Here is a 20,998-nt window from a genome sequence, read left to right as displayed (position 1 = left end):
TACTGGCAGCTGTCGCACTGCAGCAGATCCATGGGGTCGACGGGAACCGAGTAGCCGCCAACACTGTCGCTTTCGTAGTCCATGATGGCCTCCCCTAGAAGTCTCGTTGTGCTCCGCGTCTTGCGGTGTTCACCCACTATATAACCCGAATGACACGATTGTCATTCCACTACATGTAGTGTTTTCAAACTTTTTTGGCTCACCCCTGAATTTACGCGGAACCACCGACATTGACGGCTCGCACGGAGAATGAGATCCCACTCACCACTGTGAGATTCTCTCCATGCGATCACCCAGTTGTTGCCGTCACGCACCTGGATGACACTGGGTTCGCAGCCGAGCGGGCAGCGTCGTTCGAATGCGACTCCTCTCTCTGGCTCTGATATTGTCCGCGGCTATTCAACCGAGACAGCCGCGCTTGTCACGGTCCTTGAGATCCCTAAAGGCTGAGTCGGTCAGCCAGGTCCCAGCAGAAGAGCCGCGATCACCCCAGCGGCGCCAGTCGTGCCGATCGTGCCAATCGTGCCAATCGTGCCAATCGTGCCAATCGTGTTGTTGTAAACGTCTTCCGCTACTGTCGGCGCTTCAACTCCCGATGTATGCAGCAAGGGTCGAACGAGAATCTCGTCGGCCTCGGCCTGTGACGGTCACGCGCCGGTCGTCGCCGAACGGCGGGTCACTCGATAATGCCGCTAAAGGCCTAGACACACCCAGCCTCAAGGCCTTCGACGTTCGCTGATTTCGTGCCCACCGCTCAAGCGGTCAAGGAACCATGTCAGTCCCTCGACGAGCCCGGGAGACATCCCGTCCGGCGTTGGAACCGTATCGAGGGCTTTGGCGAATGAGTCGAGCGTCTGCGAGATGATCTCTTCGATCTGGGCGATTGTGAGTTCGCTCCCCCAAGAGTCGACTTCGTTGATGATCCGCTCGACGCTGACATGACGGTGGTCAATCTGACCATCGATCGCTAAGGCCATGTTCCAATCGACGCGACCCTCTTGATAGAGGTTGGGAAGCGCGTCGTAGAGTTCGGTGATCGTGTCCGTTCCTGGCAGGTGGAGAACGCCCACATTCTTCGCATGCCCGTCGTTGTCCCCGACGAGCACACGAAATGTGAGCTGCTTCACCCATGTCTCAAGAGCATTGTCTGCCAGGTTTGCGAACAGCTCCCCGATCGACCGTGCGCTTGGTCGGTCGCGCCGGCGAAGTCTGAATCGGTCTTGGAATTTCGCTTCGTCGTCAACCCAATTCAGTCCAAGCGCCTGTGCCGCGTCTTCCTGATGGATTGTTCTGACAGAGTTGCCCACAACCTGGCGGTCGAATCGCGTGATGGCGAGGAAATGAGTAGATCCCACACTTTGGAGCTCAGAATGAAATCGCGATAGACCCATCGCTCTGGTTAGTTCATGGCTGTAGTACTCGTCGTAGATCTTCTCAGGCCGTGATGCAAGGCGCGGCTTGAGGATGTGTGTTGAATGAGCCCTCCCATGTGGCTGCATCCACCCGTTCCCAAAGTTCGCCAGAAGCAGTTTCGGTTGAAACCCCTGAATCATGGATCGGCTATCATCGCGGACCGCGAGGTCGTGCTTCCGGACCGCGTCTCGGAGCAGTCGAGCCACCGCGGCTGGCTGCAACTCTTCGTAGCGTGGACGCTGCGCGACGTCGACACCCCGAACCCGGAACGTCAACGACCCTGCGATCGAACCGCCGAACGCTTTCAGAAAGCCGAAGAGGTCGTCCGGAGCGAAATTACGATCGTCCGCCATTGCGATTCGTTGCTGCCCTTCGGGGGTGTAGCCGCCCAAGAAGTTTGATGCGAGGGTGCCGTCAGGCGAGTATCCGGGTAGGACGGTGAAGCTCTCGGTTAGCCTGACGCGCCCAGGCTCGTAGTCCGGATCGAACGAAAGCTTGACGAGCTCCGGGCTCCGCGCAGGGCCGCGAGTGACGGCCCCGACGCGTTGATCATGTAGGTACACCTCAAGCTGATCAGTCACGTGAGGCATCCTTCTGCTGGACCGTGTAAGTGACAGTGAGGGTAATCCCGAGCTTGCGAAGGATACGAAAGAGTCTGCTGACGACAAGTGGCGCCGTTCCACTTTCGATGCGGTACAGAGCCACGCGCGACATGCCGAGATCATTCGCGAGATCTTCTTGGCGCACACCTCGCTGTTCGCGGGTGGCTTTGATCACCGCGGCCAGGTCACGAAAGTTACGGATAGGAACCGTGGGCATCTGAATCTCCTCTCTGCAGTCACGGGGTGGTTTTAGCAGGTTCGGCGGCGATCCCCCGCCTCAAATGCAACAATATTGCCACATCGGTCAATGCAACAATATTGATGCATTTCTCAGTGTAGCAATATTGACACATGCGGCAAAATGAAATTCCTGGCCAACCGCTAAATCATAATCGGCGTTGTTTGTAGTACTGGAAAAATAGAAGCAGAAATTGGCAGCCAACTACAGGCTGCGGAAACTGCCGCACAACGCGGAAACCGAAAGGGCTCGCTAAATGCGCAACAAGAATTCTCCGCAAACGACGAACAAGAATTCTCACAAACAGCGAATAAGAACTCCGCTTACAGACGAGATTAGAGGAGCTGAGGAACCTCTCGAGATGCTGCGGTTGCCGCTTGCATCTGAAGAACCGCCGCGCGCGCCTCGCCCGTCGGGATCCTTTCTTGCTCCACGCGGCGATACTTCGGACCGCGTACGCCGGTGAGAAGCTCGTACAGGGCGCGCTCATGGCCTTCGAGATTCCGTGGTGCCGGGCTGTCATCCGCAATAATCGGGTTACCTCGCTTGTCCGTGTTTGTCCCGTATTTCTCCCAGCGCTCGAACGTGGGGAGGTCCATGAATAGCGACTGCACGGGTATCCCGGCGGTGCGGAATTGGGCGAGGATACGGAGGCCGTCCGCGTCCATGTCGCCCCAGTAGACGACCAGGCGCGCGGTGCGGAGCCATTCGAATGCCGCGAACGCGGAGGCCCCAGACCCTGCTCCTTCAACAGCGATGGCATGGTCAACCTCGGGAAAATGGACGGCGGTGTCCTTGTTCTCGCTGATGATGACCAGGTCCGGGATGTACGCCGGGAAGAAGCGGTCTCCTACTGTTGCGGAGTCGTGCCGCCTGCCCCCTGCCATAAGATGCGCTGGGTCGAGGTAGGTGAAGTGGATGCGGGAAGGGTGCGGAGGCAAGAGCCCCAGGTCGTCCAGGCCCGCGAGGCGTGCGACTGCATTGCGCCGGGATTCCAGCCATTTCGAATGGAAGCCTTCCAGCGGCACCTGTCTCGGGCTGAGTCTTGAATTGGGGTTCTTTTCGAACCAGGACGCTGCTCGAGTGAGCAACTCGACATCAACGGGTGTCCAATCCGCCACCACATCGACGATCTTGCCGACGCGGTCGCCGCGGTGCGGGAACCGCTTGTTGATGAGTGCGGCGTGTTCCCGCGCCTGCCGCAGCATGACCTCCCATTCCGCTCCGGCGACCTGGGCGGCTACGTCCAGACTGGGAATGAGGACGTGAGAGAGGACAGGGTAGGTTGTTCGATCAACGCGGATGTTGGATTCGATAACCGTCGCACCGTATGCGGAGGCCCATTTCCGCCATTGGTCGATGAGGGCGATGAGGTCGTCGTACCTGTCCTCGATAAAGGCCACATCGGGGCGACCAAGTGAGTACCGACGTGGCCACCACGTCTGTGCGCCCGTCAGCTCCGCAGCGACGTCCTCTGCCCATCGTTCTTCGACATGCTGGCGAATCCGCTGCTCAATGTCCACGATTGTCTTCACGCCAACCCCTTGTGGTAGACGTGGTCGACGAACGAATGTCCCGTTTCTCGGTTCTTTGAGATGACGATGGTCTGAGCAACGTGGCGTTCCAGGCCCGTGTACTTATCCAACGGCGCCCCGACGATGAGCTGGAAACCTAGACCCTTCCATGCCTCTACGGCACGGCCGGCGTACTCTGAATCCGCTTTGATGAACCCTTCGTCGAGGAAGACCGGCGCGAACCTTGGCAGCTGTCCAAGCTCGTCTCCGAGCTGGAACCGGAGGGCGGCACCGACGATGAAGGCGACGAGTTCCTGCATTTCGCCACCGCTCTTCCCAGCCAGGGACGAGTACTCGGCTGCCGGTTCACCGTCCTGCATCAACTCGCGGGCAGTGATCTCCACATGCCGACGGACGTCGAGGATGTCTTCGCGGGCAACCATCTCGCGCTGCGTTGGGGTCAGTGCTGGGTCGTCGCGTCTACGGATACGAGCGATGAACTCTCGCATCTGCGCGAATCTCACCACGAGCTCTTCATCGGAAGTACCGGTCGTCGCGAGCTTCCGAAACAATTCCAGATCCCGGCGGAACGTGGTTACCTTCTGCGGAGCAAGCCGCCGAAGCTCGATCCTCAGGCGCCCGTCGGTTGGTCCGAACGGAAGCCGTTCGAGAATTGTGTTGACCGAATCGAGGCGCGAGCCGATTTCATCGACGGCTGAGCTCATCGCGCTGCCCAGCAGCCGAAGGCCCTTTCCCGACCACTGCAGAGCGCTGCGCCGCCATTGCTCTCGCTGCTCATCGATCCCGACCCGCGTGATCTCCTCGAAGATCATCAGATACTCCCGATATGCGGCGACGGTCTCGCCCCGGGTCGGGTCAAACCACTGACCCTGGAAAGTGTGGAACGTCCTCTCGATCTGCTGGACGGCGGACCGCTCAGCCTCTAAGGCGTGGGATACCGTCTCCGCCAGAGCACTCGCGAGTCCGCTCAGCAGACGCTTCCATTGATCGCTCTTCGCCGGCTCCCCACGGAGCACCCGAGTCCACTCGCGGTCAAGCCGTGCCGCGAGAGCGTCGTCGAGGATGACGGACCCGTCGTCTTCGAGCGGCCACAGCGCATCGTTCACCTTGTCGATGGCTGTCGCGAGCTCGGCCCGCTTCGCGCCGACGGTGCGGAGTTTCATGACGAGCCCGGCTTCATGCTGCTGCGCGGCCTTCGCTGCACCGGACAACTTCTCCACTTGCATCTTCAACGACGCCAGAGCGCCGTCGTTGGCGAGTAGTTTCTCCTGGAGTCCGCGAAGCTCGGCCGCCTGTCGCGCGGGCGTGGCCACGTCCACATCGGCCCATGCAAATTCGAGCGTGCGTAGGTAGGCGCTCTGTCGCTTGTCGATCGCAGCGATCTCTGCAGCTACTCTTATTCGCGCCTGTGCTGAAACGTCCAGTCGCGCGCGGGCGTCGTCCCGCTGTCGTTCCAGCGTCTCCTTAAGCTCTGCATTGTCGAAACCGATGATCGGCCGGCTGGTGTTCCCGCCGTGCGAGCCACGACGCCGCCTCCGGGTTTGTCCAGAAGTTGTCACCCGGAGGCCAGCACCGTCGAGGCCATCAGTATTTGGAACGCACAGGGCGTTGCGCGACTGATCATTCAAATGCTCGATAACCCACGCCTGGTAGGGCGATTCCTTAAAGTCGAGTTTCCCCGCGATGTGTTGCGGATCCATCGGAGCGGCGGGCGTCGTGTCTCTGCGCTCGACTCCCTCGAAGGTCAGGCGGAGGGATGACTTGATCGGATCGATTGCGCGCGAGAACCTCTCCAACTGCTCATCGGGTACGAGGAGGGTGCGCGCGCTTGCATAGAGGACGGTCTCGATCGCGGTTCGCCATTTCTCCTCGCCTTCGGACACGTCGATGAGCTCCGCGACGAAGGGCAGGTCGGCCACGTCGATACCGGACGCTTCGGCGGCCTCGCGACGACGGGCATCCAGGGACGCGTCAACGCGCCCCGTTCGCCCTTCGAGTGACCGCAGCTCGGCCTTGATGTCGTCGAGTTCTTGGCCGATCGGATACTCGGCCCGGGTCATCTGCTCGCGCCGCGCTTCAAGTGCCGACTTCTGCTCTTCTATCTGACTGGCGTATCCGCGCGCGTCGGAGTGAAGTGCAAGGAGATCGTCCTCACTGTCAACTGTGCGATTCAAAACGGTGAGCTGCTCACTCAGGCGGCCTCGCCACCCACGGCGGGATTCGGCGATCTGCTCGTGGTTCGCGATCTCGGCTGTCAGTTGCTTATCCCGGTCGCCGCCACCGGCGTCGAACTCTGCCTTCGCCACATCAAGGAGTTGTTCGGCGTCGCGGGTCGCAGACTCCGCAGTTCGCACCTGCGCTTCCAACGTGGTTGCTTGCTCGCGGAGCTCGTCGTCTTCGTCGCCCAGGATTCGTGCGTGAGTGCGCAGTCGCCACAAGCCCGCCGGAGTGTCGTCGGCGTCGACCGCGCCGAGCGCACGCGCCTGCGCGATCGCGTCCTGCGCCTCAATCATCTGCGCATGAAGTTCAACGATTGGGGCAAGGAGATCTGCTTGCTGCTGGGAGACCTCCATTTTCCGATACATCTCATCCAGCTCATCGAACGTCGCTATCGCCTCGTCGGCAACCTTGAACGTCTCCGGGAGTTCGATGACGAGCTTCTTGTATAGCTCGTCGACGGTCCGACTCATCGTGCCCGACTGGATTCGGGCGAGAAGGTCGAGCGCTTTCGCACCGTCCCCGCCCTGTCCAATACCCAATCGGGAGAACAGCGATTGGGAGAACTCGTCGTACGAACCGTAAATGCGAAGCTCGGGCCACCGCGTCTTCAACGCTTTCGCGGGATACGACTCGGAGCCAACTCTGGCGAACTCGTATAGCTCTCCGACGTCAAAGGCTCCGGGTATTGTCATCATCCGTTTCAGGATGTCTCCGTCGCGCGCCGCTGACGCCGGGACGAAGTAGGCGCGGATGACGGTGAACCGATTCCCGGTGTCGGCGACGAACGTCGCCGACACCGCGCCCCACGTGGGTTTCCCCTGCCCGCGGAGACTCTTGTCGACAGTGATGCCGTCCTCGACGGTGTCATCCGTCTTTCCCTTCAAATAGGTGCGCAGGGACCGCTGGTCGGATCCACGCACTCGGCCGCCCGCCGCCGCGTTCGACGCACCGTTGAAGGCGACGTCTGAAGGCATCATCAGAGCTAGGTACCCGTCGAGGATGGTGGACTTCCCCACCCCCGACGCTCCGGTCACGATTGTCGCGTCGGGATGGAACTCGAACTTCGTGGTCTTCTGGTGAAATCCGCCCCAGTTGATAACCTGAATCTGTTCGATCCGCCAATGCGTGTCGGGAATGAGGGGATGCGACTTATCAGCGGCGATGGTGAGGTCAGTCATCAGTCGAATCCTCGGATGTCAGGAAAGAGAGCAGTTCTCGGAGCTTGGTGACCGGCATTAGTCGCTCGATGATGGGAGAAATGATGAAGACGCCCTCCTCTTTCGTCGGTTCAAGGAGCCCTGCCGTCGCGATCGTTGTGATCGCACGCTCAACTCGACCCGCGTCCATGTGATGGTCGGTAGCGGTCTTTGGACGGACCGACGCGGCGAACGCCTGAATGTCGGCGGCTGCTACGACGACGCGGGAAACGCCCGCCATTGTCTGGTTCCGGTGAACCCTGCACAGGTGGACTAGCACGACGGTCTGTTCACGCGTCCAGGTCATGGACCGCAGCAGGTAGGGGAACGTCCGAGTCGAATCGGTATTGCGAACCTGAACCTTGAATGCCACCTCGTACCGAGCGTCGTATTCGAGATCAAGGTACATGTCGTTGAGCCGGGACCGGATGTCGTAAAGGTGTGCGAGCAGTCCCTTCCATTCCTTCTTGTGAGTCGACGCAGCGATGAATCGGTTGCTGAGTAGCGCGACAAGTGCGGCCCGGGCGTCAGCGTGAAGCGTTCCGGTGTCGCCGTCGAATTCCACGACGGTCGGATTCGCGTCTTCGTGCTCCGGTTCTTCATCGAGCAGTTCCAGAGACGTGCGGTCGCTGGGCTCGTCGTCGTCCGCTACGAAGTCTGAAACCGCCTCGAAGTCAGCTGTTGTCATCGCGGTCTTCTCCCATCCGGCTCGGGGCGACCTCCGGCATCACCAGGACCTGTTCGCTGCCATCGGGACGACGCGTGGCGTATTCCTCTGTACGACCTGTGCGCACCAGGTCGTCCCGGTCGGCGATCAGGTGGAGCACCCCGAGCGCATCGACAGGCCGGCGCATCTCCTCAGGAAGGTTCGGGAAGACATGTGTCGCGATAGTCCATTCACCGACTCCCGCGTTATCCAGAGCGGCGCGGAGCACATCTAGGTGCGGGCCACCGTGTCGGCGTAGATCGTCAATGCTCACCGGTTCCGGCCGCTCCCATTCAGAATCGTCCAGCGGTTCAAGTGGGACATCGGAAGCTGGATCATAGAACTTCTCCCGCATGTACGCGATCTCTGCACTGTCGGGGAGGCGAGCGGCGGGCACCTCTATGCGCGGGCCCGCTTCCTTCATCCACGTGCCTAGCGCGTCCTCGAGCTGCATCAACAGCCGGTCGAGTTCCCTATCTTCCGCGACATTCCGCGATCGGATGAACGCGTTAAGGGTTTCGACCGTGTCAACGATCTTCGTCATCGTCTCCCGCGCGCCATCTCGGACGATGCGCACGATCCCGACCATCGCCTTTTTCTCTGCGGGGTTCAGAACGGCCGCGATGTCGGGATGGTCAACGAGGGAAGTTATGTCGCGGCGGAGCTGGTCGAGGAGCGCGTCGTCGTCGAGAAGATTGAACGCCCCTTCGAACGCTCGGCCCTCCGGCGTCGCAGTGGTGAGGTCGTCCGCACGGACGAGGAAGTCGGCCACGATCTCGCCGGCGGGACGAGCGTCGGCACGAAAATCGGCTCGTAACTGCTCTTGTAGGGCTTCGATGACCTCGCCCACGCGGGCGAACTCGATCGGTAGCCCCGAGACAAGGTCTTGCAGTTCGACGAGTCCTTCGAGGATGAAATCGGCCGACACCGGTTCGAGTTCTCCCCCTCCTTCGAGCCGTTCAAGTTCGGCTTCCTGCGCCACGATCTGTTCCCGGATTCGTGCCTTTCGTACCTCCACGTCCGGGTTCGCGGCAACACTCAACCGGTTCGCGGTGTCGACAATGTTCTTGATGCGGTGTTCCGACAAGTTCACCCGGTCCCGGGTGAGGTCTCGAACGAGTCCGAGCGCCTGCATTGCATGGGAGGTGAGGGTGTACGTGGTGCCGTCAACGTCGCGGGTCAGCCAACGGCGGCGCACCCACACCATGCAAACGTCCCGACCATCACCTTCCGGCAAGTGCGGCAGCCCACGCTCCCGAAGCTCAAGGATGAGCGAGTCTACGAATTGATGAAGTCGGGCGGCGGGCTGTGTCTTCTGGTCTTGCGGAAACGCGGTGCGGAGGATCGCCACGTTCGCTGGCGCGTTAGGTCCGCGTAACAGGGATAGTGTCGGCTCCTCGAAGGCCGCAGTGACCCGCGCATGCTCTCCGACAATGCTGCTCATTCGGACCTCCCCCAGACCGTAGACGACATGTCCGTTGGATGATGATGCCAGACGGTTCGGACATTTCTTCGCCAGATCAATTTCGTCGTCACAGAACAACCCCTGACGTGACGGTCAGAGCAGCTGCTGGCAGGTCGGCCGACTTCATGCGACGACGCCGCGCACAATAGTATGCCGAGCGCGTGGCTCGTCCTACCTGAGCTTCGTCGGTCACGGCGCCCACGCTGTCTCGTCGCTGCGCGCCCGCCGGGCAGCCTCGCTCGCAGTTGCTAGACCAAACTTCGCGTGCACTTCATGAAACTCAAGCCAACGATCGGCCTGTGCTTCGTCCTCCAACCCGCTGCCGATACGGATAGCGCCATGCCCGGAATGGACCGGCATCTTGGCCCAGCCGCCCTCACTCATCGCGAAGGCGTACGTGAGCTGGGCCCAGGTCGGGTCAATGTAGATCACTTGAGCTGAGTCGCGTGACGGGAACGGGTCCCCGCTCAGGTCGCTGAGGACCGGGTGCCCGTCCACGAACCGCTCGTCGCGGTACTGCAGTCGGCGCGCGTCGACGAGTTCACGCATCGCCTCCTTCGCGTCGGACTTGGGAGAGTGCGAGTGGATGGCGGTGCGGTAACTGAAGTCCTCCGGCGATCCGTCGACCCGGCGGATCCAGATGCCGATGGCGCCATCGGCCACAGCGAACGAGTGGCTCCCGTCGGCTGTTCGTCCAATGTAGAAGTAGTCGACCCCCGACCCCGTCTTCTCACCTGCTTCCGGGTGACATTCGAGAAGTTCTAGCAACATCCGTTCGTGGACGGGATCGTCGATTCGGTCCCCGACCTCGTAACCCGAGTCGCGAAGGATCGCCCGGTAAGCGGTCTCCGCGGCTGTCTTCGACGGCCAACTGAACGAATCGAGTACGACTGGAATGGGCATGGAACCTCCGATAGTGCCAACCACACCACGATGTCGTAGACAATGAGGGCTGGACCAGCCCCAGTTCACGTCGCATGAACCGCCTGTGAGCAGAAGCTCGCTCTCTGCAAGCCGTGGCAGTGGGGGCCTCGGCGAAGGCATCACAGTGAGAGTCCGGAAAAGCTGGCACGGAGATTTCGGAAATAGTGATGTGAAAGAGACATCTGCAGTTCTCGCGACAGCACTTGCGCAGCCAGAATCCGAGGCGGCGATTGCTCTCCTTGGATGTCCAGAAATGTGGGCTGACAGCCGGGCGGCACTGCCAGTGCGCAACTTCAACGCACGGCTGTCAGGCGGCATCTAAGCCCTCATCATCCGAGATAGCCACGACGATCCTGGGACACGACAATGATGGCTGAGCCGGGCAGTGCTCCCTCGGAACGGATCGTGCGCGAGGATGACCTGGACAATGAGAATTACCAGGTACGCGAACTATTCGCCCAGTTCGGCCTCGCCGTGCAAACCGCAAAGACACTCGAAAAGGACCTCGTCAATGTCGCCACAACCGCGAAAGACAACGAGGACCCCCACACAACGCAGCGTGCCTACGACGCAATATTCGAGACGGAACTGATCTCCGACCTCCAATCCGGTCTCGCTACCCGGAACAGGCTGGCCCACTCGTTCTTCTGGGAGCACGCCGCTGACTTCATGAACGTGTTCGCGCGAACAAATGCTTCTCGAGCTTTATCTCGCCACTAAGCAATTCAGCGAACTCGACTCTCGACCCGCACTGGTGCTCGACCGGCTCCTCGCCGCCCGCGGAATTGACCAGAGGCGAAAGCAACGGCTGCTCGACCGATCGATGGACGAGTTGCTTGAGAGCGCGGCTCTCGGGCGCGAAGCGCGACAATCAGACGGTTGTGCGTCACATGGTATGACCGGCGAAGCAAACGCGCTAAGAACTGCGCGGCAACTAGTGCCATCTCTTCTGACGGCACGCTTCTCGCGCGCTCGCAACGCGCCCGCTGTTTGCAGAGTGCCAAGCAGCTGATTAATGTCGATCCGAATGAGGGCTGTCAGAATTTTCCGTGTCGCAGATCGAGACCGAACCGCTCGCGCAGCACGCCGATGGCGCCCTGCCGGTCGGCTGCTCCGCCGGCCTCGTGGCCCGCTCCCGGCCACTCGCGGACGGTCACGGGGGCGGCGTACGCGGCCGCCGCCGCGCGGGCGGTCTCGGGCGGGCAGATGTCGTCTTCGAGGCCGTCGCTGATCCAGCCGGGGGCGACGGCGTGCCTGGCCGAGGTGACGCCATCCACGTATGCGAGCGTTCGCGCGACCGCGGTGGCGCGGTCGGGATGCGCGGTCAGGTAGTCGCGGAGTTCCAGCCACGGGCCGTTCGCCGCCAGCCGGATGCCGTCCGGCGCGTCGGTCAGGAAGGGAGCCTGGGCGAGCACCGCCACGAGGTCGGGGACGAGTGCGCCGACGCCCAGGGCGATGCCGCCGCCCTGGCTGTTGCCGATCGCCGCGACCCTGGTCGCGTCCACCTCGTCGAGGGAGCGCAGCGCATCCACGGCACGCGCCGCGTCGACGAAGACGCCGCGGTAGTAGGAGCGCCGCGGGTCGTCGATGCCCTGCAGGAGGTGGCCGGTGCTCCCTCCCTCCTGCCCGTGGGTGCCGACGAGCAGCTGGGCGAACCCGGCGGCCGCCCAGGTGAGGTCGTCGATCGGCGACAGCCGCCCCGCGCCGTAGCCGTTGGCGTGCACCACGGCGGGCACGGCACCGCTGCGGTGGTGCGGGATGCGCAGCCAGCCGTGCACCCGCCTCCCCTCCCACCCGGCGAACGACACGTCGAAGACGTCGATCGCGGACAGGCCGGTGTCGATGCGCTCGCGCCGGAGGTCGAGGGGGTGGGACCTGGCCTCGTCCAGGGCCTCCGCCCAGAAGTCGTCGTAGTCGTCCGGTGTCGGCAGCGGCTCGCGGCCGAGGAGCGCGGGGAACTCGGTGCCGGGGTGGGTGATCGTCATCGCATCGCTCCTGAGGAAATACGAAAGAAAGGGATGGGGTGGGCCAGGCGGCGCGCCCGGCCCACCCTCGGTATCAGCGGCCGGTGTATCGCACGGCGTCGGTGCGCATCAGATCGCCCGACTCCTTGACCAGCATGATGGTGTGCTTACCGTTCCGGAGGCCGGACGTGCTGAACACCTTCTGCTGGGTGCGGCGGGTGTCGCTGTGCGTGTCGACGCGCTTGACCAGCTTGCCGTCGATGTACACGTCGACCATGCCCTGGTCGGGGCCGGTGGGGGCCAGCCAGCCGACGCCCGTTCCCGAGAAGGCGTACGAGACCGAGGCGCCCGTGTCCTTCGTGGAGTGGACATCGTCCAGGTAGTCCCCGCGGAAGCCGACGTTCAGCGTGGCGGCGCCGACCGGCAGCGTCGCGAGGTACGCGGTGCTGAGCGTGACGGTCGAGCCGGACACGGTGTAGTCGGAGCCCTGTGCGAGCGTCTTCCCGTTCGCCGTGATGCCGGTGAACTCGCCGGGGTCGCGGAGCACGGAGAACGAGGCGGCGGCCGGAGCCTTGGTGTCGAACGACACCGATGACGGGTCGATCAGGTTCGGCTGCAGCACGTCGAGCCGGTCGATGAGCATGAACTGGCCGGACTTCATCACCACGCGCAGGGTGTGCTGCCCGTTGGTGAGGTCGGTCGCCGTGAACACCGTCTGCTGCGGCACATGCGGAGCGGACGGGGCGCTGGATGCGCTGATCGTCTTCACCAGCGACCCGTCGATGTACACGTCCGCGTCGCCCTCCGACGAGTCCAGCTCGGTCACGTAGGAGATGCCGGTGCCTGTGAACGTGTACGAGAACGAGTCGGTGCCCGGATGCTCGGCGTAGTGCACATCGTCCTGGTAGTCGCCGAAGTTGCGGCCGGAGCTGTACCCCCACTGACCCGAATACGCGATGCCGGGGTCGGTGTCGTTGATGCTCGTCGTGCGCGTCGGCCCGGTGGACGTGGACGGCGCAGGGGTGCCCGTGTCCGTCACGTTCACCGTCAGCGCCTGGGTGGTCGAGGCGACCTCCGCCCCGCCGTTGCGGGTCCAGGTTCCGCCGTACTTCATCCCGAGCGCGTCGTCGTTGACCGTCACCGTCGCATCCCTGTCCGGCGTCACCCTGAGCAGCCGCACACCGTGGATGGGCACGTCGGAGGCCACGAACGCGTCTTTGACGCGGCCCAGGTTCTTGTGCGACCACAGGTCGCGGACGGTGGCAGGGCCCTTCAGCCCGATGTCGGACCAGTTCGCTGTCACGTCCGACTCGGAACGCCCGAGGTTGAACAGCGCGACCGTGTAGCTGCCGTCGGCGTTCAGGGCGTACCAGACCTGCTGCTTCGCGGTCGTGGACACCGGACGGGCGGGGACGCCGGCCTGGTCGACGGCGATGACCTCCTTGTTGGTGAGCAGTTCGAGGCCGAGCGTGTCGAGCTTCGTGAGGTCGTTGCCGGTGTACATCGGCGCCGCAGAGATCGCCCACAGCGTGGCCGCCGTGCGCCGCTCATCCGGGGTCAGGCCGTCCATCTTCCCGTTTCCGACGTCGAGGGAGTCGAAGTCGTTCCATCCGCCCGGACCGGCGTGCCTCCACCAGTCAGCGGCCCGGGGGAAGAGCCTGTTGATGTTGTCCCACTGGGTGAGGGCTTCGCCGCCGCAGTAGCACTCGACGTCCCAGTCGACGCGCCAGCCGTTCGCGTACTGCTTCCAGTAGTCGGCGTAGTTGATGTCGAGCGCCCAGGAGAGCTCGAACCAGATGCCGTGCTTCTTGAGGGCAGACGACCACGCGGCGACATCGTCGCGCGCATCCACCGATCCGTCGCTGATGCCCGAACCGGGGGTGACACTGTCGAACTTGACGAAGTTGACGCCGAGGTCGGCCAGTTCGTCCGCGATCGAGTCGACGTACTTCTGCGCGCACGGGTTCGAGAAGTCGATGCGGTAGCCGATCTTCCAGTAGTCGGCCTGCTGCGGAGGCTGCTTCATGATGTCGTGCGTGGTGCAGCCCGGTGCGTTCGCGATCGGGTACGCCTTGTCTGCGACCTCCGACGAGATGCCGGGGATCAGGTAGACGCCGAACTTCTGACCGTTGGCGTGCACGTGGTCGATGACCTTCTTGAGCCCCTGCGGGTACAGGGCGGCACTGGGGGTCGGCCTGCCGTTGGCGTCGACGCCGTCGCTCCAGCCGGCGTCGACGTTGATGCGGTCGTAGCCGGCCTTGCCGAGCTTGGCCTTCATCGCGTCGGACTGGGCGATCAGCTGGTCTGCGGTGATCCACTTCCCGTTCCCGCTGTAGACCTGCATGCTGTAACTGCTCCAGCCCAGGTACGGCGTGAGCGCCCACGGGTCGGCGGTGGATGCGGCCGGCGGGACGGGCGACGGCACGGCAGCAGCGGATGCTTTCGGCGTGGCCTTGGGCGTCGCCGTAGCCGTGGGCTGCGGCGTGGCCGTGGCTTGCGGCGTCGCCGTGGCTTGAGGCGTGGCCGTGGCCGTCGCGCTCGGCGTCGGCGTCGTGGTCGGATCCGGCGTCGCGGAAGCCGGGACGGCGGCAGCCGCCACCAGTCCCAGCGCCGCGACCGCGGCGACGAGAGCCAGCGGGCCCCGTCGCATGCGTGTTCTGCGAGTCATGCGTTCTTCCTCTCTGAAGAGCCCCTGACGCGTCGGTGCGGGAGGAGCGATCGGTGCGGTGGGCCGTCTGGGTGGCGTGCCTGGCCTGCGTCCGGCGTCAGGGGATCCTGACGAGGTCGAAGAACATCGCCTGCTGGGGGTTGAGGGTGGGGAGCGGGACGCCGGCGACGGCGAGCACCGATCCGGGGAGTGTGGTGCCTGCCTGGTCGAGAGCGGCGGTGATCCAGGACGGGTCGGCGCTCTGGTGGCGGCTTGCCGGACCGAACTCGTCGCGGATGCGCACGCTGTATCGTGCGTCCGGGTCGAGGCCGGGGAAGCGCACGCGGCCGGACTGCCCGGGGGCCGAGGTGGCGAGCCGCGCCCAGGTGTACACGGCGCGCGAGCCGTCGTCGGCGACGATCCCGGTGAACACCGTCGCGTCGTCGGCGACATCGGCGTTGACGATCCGGCCCGAATGGATGAGGTCGCGCAGTTCCCGGTAGACGGCGCCCCACTGAGCGATGACCGCCAGTTCCTCGTCGTCCGCCTCCTGCAGATCCCATTCGATGCCGGCATGGGCCGTGAGCGCCACGATCAGCCGGAAGGACAGGTCCGTGCGGCGGGTGGTCGTGTGCGACCTCTCGGCGCCGAGGTGGGAGCCTATGAGCTCCGGCGGCACGAGCATCCTGGTCCAGCGCTCAATCTGCAGCCGCTCGACGGGGTCGTTGCAGTCGGACGCCCAGACCCGGTCGGTCCGCTGCAGGATGCCGAGGTCGACGCGACCGCCGCCCCCCGAGCAGGTCTCGATCTCGAGGTGCGGGTGGCGCGCACGCAGCGTGTCCAGCATCCGGTAGAGGGCGATGGTCTGGTCGTGCACGGCGGGGCGGTCGATGCCCGCGTAGCCGCTCACCGCCTCGGAGAGGTCCCGGTTGTGATCCCACTTGATGTAGTCGACCGCGTACTCGTCCACGATGGCGCTGATCTGCCCGAGCACGTGCTCGTACGCCTCCGGGCGCGTGAGATCGAGCACGTACTGGTCGCGAGCGGCCGCACCGAGTTCGCGCGGCCCGAGCACCCACTCGGGATGCGCGCGCGCAAGATCGGAGTCGAGGTTCACCATCTCCGGCTCGAACCAGATCCCGAACTGCATTCCGCGTTCCCTGACGTGCTCCACGAGCGGGCCGAGCCCGTCGGGCCAGACGGTGCGGTCGACCACCCAGTCTCCGAGGCCGGCGTTCGCGTCGCGGCGGTCGTGGAACCAGCCGTCGTCGAGCACGAAGCGTTCGACCCCCACCCGGGATGCGCGATCCACCAGGGCGGTGAGCCGCTCCAGGTCGTGGTCGAAGTAGACGGCCTCCCACGAGTTGAGGGTCAGAGGACGCGGCGAGCGCGGGTGCGACGGGCGGCCCCGCAGCCGCCGGTGCAGGCGGTCGGCGATGCCGTCCAGTCCAGCACCGGACCAGACGAACAGCACCGTGGGCGCCACGTACCTGTCGCCGGCGGCGAGCGCGATCTCGCCGGGGCGGAGCCCTTCCCCGACGCCGATGACCGACGAGAAGGCTCCCGCCCCCTCGGTGAGCCGCTCGACGACGTACTCGGCGTCGCCGCTCCAGGCGAGATGAGTGGCCCACGCCTCCCCACGGCCGAAGCCGAGGTCGTCCGTTCCCGCGACGACGAGGAAGGGGGCGTCGTGCCCCGGCTTGCCGCGGCGGGCCCGGCGGACATGGCTGCCGAAGGAGAGCTCACCGCGCTGCGGAGCCCGCTCGCGGCACCATTTGCCGGTGAAGTCGAGCATCTCGACGGCCCGATCGGGCACGGGGAGCAGGACGCGAAGGGCGTCGAGCGTGTACGGGACATCGGTGGCCGCCGCGTCCAGCGCGACATCGCGCACGACGGAGACATCGATGGAGAGCACCCCGAAGCCGTCGAGACGGATGGTCATGGTCGACCGCAGCCCGGTGACCGCATCCTCCAGCTCGATGTCGATGCGGCCGCCGTTCTCGCCGTCGTGTTCGTAGCGCGCAGCGACGGTGCGCGGTCGCGGCGTGGTGGCGGTCCCTGCGGCGTGGCCCTCCTGCGCAGGCGTGCCCGCCCATCCCTCGAACTCGGTGGGCCAGAGGCTGAACGCCCGGGGGATGTCCGGCGCATTGTTGAGCACGGCGGGGCCGCCGGTCTCGCGGAGGGCCGCAGCTTCCGCGTCGCTGAGCGGGCCGAGGTCGGCTCCCCAGTGCAGGACGCGCGGCACGCGTCCTGCCGTGTCGATCACGATGGATGTGCCTGCTGCACGCAGGGCAAGAACGGCGCCGTAGCCGTCGAGCATGAGGAGCTCCTAGCGAATGGAGGTTACTTGACAATGTAAATTAACCACGCTTAGTGTTTCGAGTGCAACCCCCGGAAGGACGACCGATGACGATCTCCGACGCGACGCCCGAGCAGACGCTCCGGCTCGCTTGGCACGCCCCCGCGACCCGCTGGGAGGAGGCACTCCCCCTCGGAGACGGCTTCCTCGGCGCGATGGTCTTCGGCGGCGCGGCCGGCCGCTACCAGGTCAACGACGCGACCGTCTGGTCCGGCACCCCCGAGACGTCGGCGGACGAACTCCGCCGCCTGGTCGCCCAGGGAGCAGGACCGGAACGTCTGACCGAGGTGCGCGCCGCGCTGGCGGCCGGCGACCTGGACAGGGCGGAGGAGCTGCTGCTCACCTTCGAGGGCCGCTACAGCCAGGAGTTCCTCCCGTTCGTCGATCTCGGCGTCGAGCTCCCCGGCGCGCAGCAGGTCGAGGGCGAGCCCGCCAGGATCCTGGACCTCGACCGGCGGCTCGTCACGGAGACGCTGCAGGTCGGAGGCGCCCGCGTCGAGCGCGTCTCCCGCGTGGATGCCCGGACGCTGCAGGTGTCGATCACCGCGACGGAGCCACTGCCCGAGGTGCGCCTGACCCTCACCACGCCGCTACGTGAACTGGGGCGCACGGCCTCCGGCGAGACGCTGACCATCGACGTCGCGGTGCCCGTCGACGGTGCGCCGCTGCACGAGCAGTCCGTCCACCCTCCCCTGCGCTACGCGGAGCAGGGGGACGGAGGCTACGACGGCTTCGCCGCCGCGGCCGTCTCCGTGTGGAGCGACGGCACGACGGAGCACGGAGATTCCGGCCTCGTCGTCCATGGCGCCCGCACACTGCTGATCGCCCTCTCGTCCTCCACACGCGCTGAGTCATGGTGGGCCGGCGCGGACGACGAGTGGCGGACCGTCTCCACCGAGACGATCCGGGACCGCGCACGGGACAGAGCCACCGGCGCCATCGCCGGCGGTCGCGCCCCGGCCGCGGATGACGAACCTCATCATCCGGCGGCGGCGCGGTTCGCGATCGGCGGACGACGCGAAGGACTCTGGGACGTGGACGCCGACGTCCTGCTGGGCGACGACGGGCTGAGGGCGACCGTCGCGGCCGAGTACGGCCGGTACCTGCTCACGTCGTCGTCGCGGGCGGGAGGACCGGCCGCGAACCTGCAGGGCATCTGGAACGGCGAGCTGCGCCCGGCGTGGTCGTCCAACTACACGATCAACATCAACACCCAGATGAACTACTGGGCAGCGGGACCGCTCGCGGTGACGGCCTGCGCCGAACCGCTGATCTCCCTCGTCGGGCGGCTGGCGCTCACCGGGCGCGACGTCGCGCGCGAGCTGTACGGCTGCCGCGGCTGGGTGGCCCACCACAACAGCGACCTCTGGGGCTGGAGCCTTCCCGTCGGGATGGGCCACGGCGCTCCCAGCTGGGCGATCTGGATGATGGGCGGGGTCTGGCTCACCCACTCGCTCTGGGACATCTACGAGTTCACCGCGGACGACGATCTCCTGCGCGAACGGATCTGGCCGCTCATGCGGGGCGCGACCGAATTCTGCCTCGACTGGCTGCAGGTGGATGCGGACGGCGTCGGGTACCTCGCCCCCTCCACCTCCCCGGAGAACTCGTATCGGGACGCCGACGGCGTGCCGCGCGCGCTCGGGCTCACGGCGACGATGGACACGGAACTGATCCGCTCCCTCCTGCAGCGCTCACTGCGCGCGCTGGACACGCTCGGACTGACCGACCGGCTGCGCCCGGAGATCGAGGCGGCTCTCGCGGTCATCCCCGAGCCCGGCATCGGCAGCGACGGACGACTGCTCGAATGGTCGGAGGAGGTCGAAGAGCACGAGCCCGCCCACCGCCACCTGTCCGCGCTCGTCGCCCTCTACCCGCTCGAGCTGATCACCCCCGACGACACCCCGGCGCTCGCCGACGCAGCGCGACGCTTCCTCGACGCCCGCGGTGACGGCGCGATGGGATGGTCGTGGGCCTGGAAGATCGCGCTCCGCGCTCGCCTGGGCGACGGCGAGACGGCGCACGAACTCCTGCAGCAGGCGCTCACGCGGTACGACGGCGATGCACTCAGGCACGGGCCGGTCGACGGCTCGGAGTGGGGCGGTCTCCTGCCGAACCTGTTCAGCACGCATCCGCCGTTCCAGATCGACGGCAATCTCGGCTTCCCGGCCGCCATCGCGGAGCTGCTGCTGCAGTCCCACGCGGGCGTCGTGCACCTGCTTCCCGCTCTGCCGGCGGCGTGGCCGGACGGCTGGGCCACCGGCCTGGGCGTCCGCGGCGGGCTCACGGCCGACCTGGAGTGGTCGGACGGCCGCCTCGTGACCGCCGTGCTGCGCAACCCCCGGCCGGAGCCGGTGACGGTGCGCATCCGGTACGGGACCACCGACCGCGACGTTCAGATTCCTGCCCGCGGGGAGCACACCGTTCAGCATCCCGTGGACGAGTTCCCCGTACGTTTGGAGACGGAGACCGGTCGACGACAGAGGTAGGCGTGCACGAATCCACGGACGACGAGACGCGCAGACGCGTCGCGCTGCTCGGTTCGTCGTCGGATGCGGCCACGCGCGTCTTCACCGCCATCCTCACCCGCTCCCCCATCAGCCGGATCGAGGTCGCCCGGCTCACGGGGCTGTCCCAGGCCGCGGTGACGAAGGCGGTCACGCCTCTCGTGGCCGCCGGGATCGTCAGCGACGCACTCGACCCCCAGCTGACGGGGTTGCCCGGCCGTCCGGTCAGCCCGGTCGCGATCGTGCCGGATGCGGTCGTGACGCTCGGCGTGAAGGTGAACGTCGACGAGCTCATCGGCGTCGCCACCGACCTCACCACCCGGGTCATCGTCTCCGAACGCCTGCCGCTCGCCGCGCACGACCCTGCCGCTGTCGCCGACGCCGTCGCCGACCTGTGCGACCGCCTGCAGGAGAGGCTCGGCGCGCTGGCATCCCGGCTGGCCCGGGTGGGCGTGTCGGTGTCCGGCGACGTCGACAGGACGACGGGTGTGGTGCGCGACTCCACGCTGATGGGCTGGCGGGCCGTCCCGTTCGGCGCGATGCTGCGGGAGCGCCTGCCCGTCGACGTCGTCGTCCAGAACGACGTGAGCGCCCTCACCGTCGGGGAGCACTGGTTCGGCGTCGGCCTCGGCACGCGCTCGTTCGCGATCGTCACCATCGGACGGGGCATCGGCAGCGGCCTCCACCTGAACGGCGACGTGGTCGAGGGCGCGTACGGCGTCGCCGGTGAGATCGGGCACCTGCCGCTCACCTCCCCCGACCGCATCTGCGCGTGCGGGCGCCGCGGCTGCGTGGAGGCGGTCGCAGCGACCAGCGCGATCGAGGCCGCCGTCTCGTCCGCGCACGGACGCGCCGTGACCATCCAGGATGCGGTGGCTCTCGCCCGCGCGGGCGATCAGGCGGCGGAGCGGGCCTTCGCCGAGGCGGGAAGCGTCATCGGCGCGGCCATCGCCAGCCTGGTGAACCTGGTCGGCCCCGAACTCGTCATCATCGGCGGGGAGGGAGTGGCCCACTTCGACCTGTTCGAGGCGTCGTTGCGCCAGACCTACGACGAGCACGTCTTCTCCTCGGCGGGTCTCTGCCGCATCGTCGTCCGGCCGCACACCTTCGAGGACTGGGCGAGGGGCGCCGCCGCGACGGCCATCCGGTCCCTGGCGGGCTGACCGGCCGACCGCATCCGGAGACGCCGGCGGGGGGGGGGGGGGGGGGGGGGGGGGGGGGG

General features: G+C 65.6%; 13 protein-coding genes. 3 read left to right on the top strand and 10 right to left on the bottom strand.

Going from position 1 to position 20,998, the window contains the following annotated elements:
• Positions 1-716: 716 nt before the first annotated feature.
• From AC1ROC_RS16020 to AC1ROC_RS15990, 7 genes are all read right to left on the bottom strand, one after another.
• Entirely contained in the window at positions 717-1,994 is a 1,278-nt protein-coding gene (locus AC1ROC_RS16020; protein WP_493001365.1) for a type II toxin-antitoxin system HipA family toxin, read from the bottom strand.
• Complete coding sequence (locus AC1ROC_RS16015; protein WP_493001363.1) at positions 1,987-2,232, bottom strand: helix-turn-helix domain-containing protein; 246 nt, start codon at positions 2,230-2,232, stop codon at positions 1,987-1,989. Before AC1ROC_RS16015 ends, AC1ROC_RS16020 begins: the two co-directional genes overlap by 8 nt.
• A 356-nt stretch (positions 2,233-2,588) precedes the next feature.
• Complete coding sequence (locus AC1ROC_RS16010; RefSeq protein ID WP_493001361.1) at positions 2,589-3,788, bottom strand: Wadjet anti-phage system protein JetD domain-containing protein; 1,200 nt, start codon at positions 3,786-3,788, stop codon at positions 2,589-2,591.
• Positions 3,785-7,186 carry an ATP-binding protein gene (locus AC1ROC_RS16005; protein WP_493001359.1) on the bottom strand — a complete coding sequence of 1,134 codons (3,402 nt, stop codon included), beginning with the start codon at positions 7,184-7,186 and terminating at the stop codon, positions 3,785-3,787. The genes AC1ROC_RS16010 and AC1ROC_RS16005 overlap by 4 nt, the downstream gene beginning before the upstream one ends.
• On the bottom strand, positions 7,179-7,892 hold the full coding sequence (locus tag AC1ROC_RS16000; protein WP_493001357.1) for a DUF4194 domain-containing protein: 714 nt from the start codon (positions 7,890-7,892) through the stop codon (positions 7,179-7,181). The genes AC1ROC_RS16005 and AC1ROC_RS16000 overlap by 8 nt, the downstream gene beginning before the upstream one ends.
• Positions 7,879-9,354, bottom strand: coding sequence for a DUF3375 family protein (locus AC1ROC_RS15995; RefSeq protein WP_493001355.1), 1,476 nt, complete (start codon positions 9,352-9,354; stop codon positions 7,879-7,881). Before AC1ROC_RS15995 ends, AC1ROC_RS16000 begins: the two co-directional genes overlap by 14 nt.
• Positions 9,355-9,564: 210 nt before the next feature.
• On the bottom strand, positions 9,565-10,278 hold the full coding sequence (locus tag AC1ROC_RS15990; protein WP_493001353.1) for a DCL family protein: 714 nt from the start codon (positions 10,276-10,278) through the stop codon (positions 9,565-9,567).
• 387 nt (positions 10,279-10,665) lie between these two features.
• Here AC1ROC_RS15990 and AC1ROC_RS15985 point away from each other — a divergent pair, with 387 nt between their 5' ends.
• Positions 10,666-11,019 (top strand): hypothetical protein, encoded by a 354-nt coding sequence (locus AC1ROC_RS15985; RefSeq protein ID WP_493001351.1) that lies wholly within the window; start codon positions 10,666-10,668, stop codon positions 11,017-11,019.
• A gap of 317 nt (positions 11,020-11,336) precedes the next feature.
• On the opposite strand, the gene AC1ROC_RS15980 is transcribed toward AC1ROC_RS15985, so the two are convergent.
• From AC1ROC_RS15980 to AC1ROC_RS15970, 3 genes are all read right to left on the bottom strand, one after another.
• Complete coding sequence (locus tag AC1ROC_RS15980) at positions 11,337-12,284, bottom strand: acetylxylan esterase (protein WP_493001349.1); 948 nt, start codon at positions 12,282-12,284, stop codon at positions 11,337-11,339.
• A 73-nt stretch (positions 12,285-12,357) separates the two neighbouring features.
• On the bottom strand, positions 12,358-14,931 hold the full coding sequence (locus AC1ROC_RS15975) for a X2-like carbohydrate binding domain-containing protein (protein WP_493001347.1): 2,574 nt from the start codon (positions 14,929-14,931) through the stop codon (positions 12,358-12,360).
• Positions 14,932-15,028: 97 nt separating this feature from the next.
• A complete protein-coding gene (locus AC1ROC_RS15970) occupies positions 15,029-17,230 on the bottom strand; it encodes an alpha-galactosidase (protein ID WP_493001345.1) in 2,202 nt (733 codons plus the stop codon).
• Positions 17,231-17,316: 86 nt separating this feature from the next.
• Here AC1ROC_RS15970 and AC1ROC_RS15965 point away from each other — a divergent pair, with 86 nt between their 5' ends.
• Together AC1ROC_RS15965 and AC1ROC_RS15960 are read left to right on the top strand one after the other, a co-directional pair.
• On the top strand, positions 17,317-19,758 hold the full coding sequence (locus tag AC1ROC_RS15965) for a glycosyl hydrolase family 95 catalytic domain-containing protein (RefSeq protein WP_493001343.1): 2,442 nt from the start codon (positions 17,317-17,319) through the stop codon (positions 19,756-19,758).
• Positions 19,759-19,760: 2 nt separating this feature from the next.
• Positions 19,761-20,939 (top strand): ROK family protein, encoded by a 1,179-nt coding sequence (locus AC1ROC_RS15960; RefSeq protein ID WP_493001341.1) that lies wholly within the window; start codon positions 19,761-19,763, stop codon positions 20,937-20,939.
• Positions 20,940-20,998 lie beyond the last annotated feature (59 nt).

Source organism: Leifsonia sp. GW821-FHT13C05, from assembly GCF_058806515.1.
Note: the sequence above shows the minus strand (reverse complement) of the source record. Positions and strands in the feature narration are given on the sequence as shown.

Excerpts from the sequence above, each read along its gene's own strand:
- AC1ROC_RS16015 (WP_493001363.1), bottom strand. The coding sequence starts at position 2,232 with ATGCCCACGGTTCCTATCCGTAACTTTCGTGACCTGGCCGCGGTGATC.
- AC1ROC_RS16005 (WP_493001359.1), bottom strand. The coding sequence starts at position 7,186 with ATGACTGACCTCACCATCGCCGCTGATAAGTCGCATCCCCTCATTCCC.
- AC1ROC_RS16000 (WP_493001357.1), bottom strand. The coding sequence starts at position 7,892 with ATGACAACAGCTGACTTCGAGGCGGTTTCAGACTTCGTAGCGGACGAC.
- AC1ROC_RS15995 (WP_493001355.1), bottom strand. The coding sequence starts at position 9,354 with ATGAGCAGCATTGTCGGAGAGCATGCGCGGGTCACTGCGGCCTTCGAG.
- AC1ROC_RS15990 (WP_493001353.1), bottom strand. The coding sequence starts at position 10,278 with ATGCCCATTCCAGTCGTACTCGATTCGTTCAGTTGGCCGTCGAAGACA.
- AC1ROC_RS15985 (WP_493001351.1), top strand. The coding sequence starts at position 10,666 with ATGATGGCTGAGCCGGGCAGTGCTCCCTCGGAACGGATCGTGCGCGAG.
- AC1ROC_RS15980 (WP_493001349.1), bottom strand. The coding sequence starts at position 12,284 with ATGACGATCACCCACCCCGGCACCGAGTTCCCCGCGCTCCTCGGCCGC.
- AC1ROC_RS15975 (WP_493001347.1), bottom strand. The coding sequence starts at position 14,931 with ATGACTCGCAGAACACGCATGCGACGGGGCCCGCTGGCTCTCGTCGCC.
- AC1ROC_RS15970 (WP_493001345.1), bottom strand. The coding sequence starts at position 17,230 with ATGCTCGACGGCTACGGCGCCGTTCTTGCCCTGCGTGCAGCAGGCACA.
- AC1ROC_RS15965 (WP_493001343.1), top strand. The coding sequence starts at position 17,317 with ATGACGATCTCCGACGCGACGCCCGAGCAGACGCTCCGGCTCGCTTGG.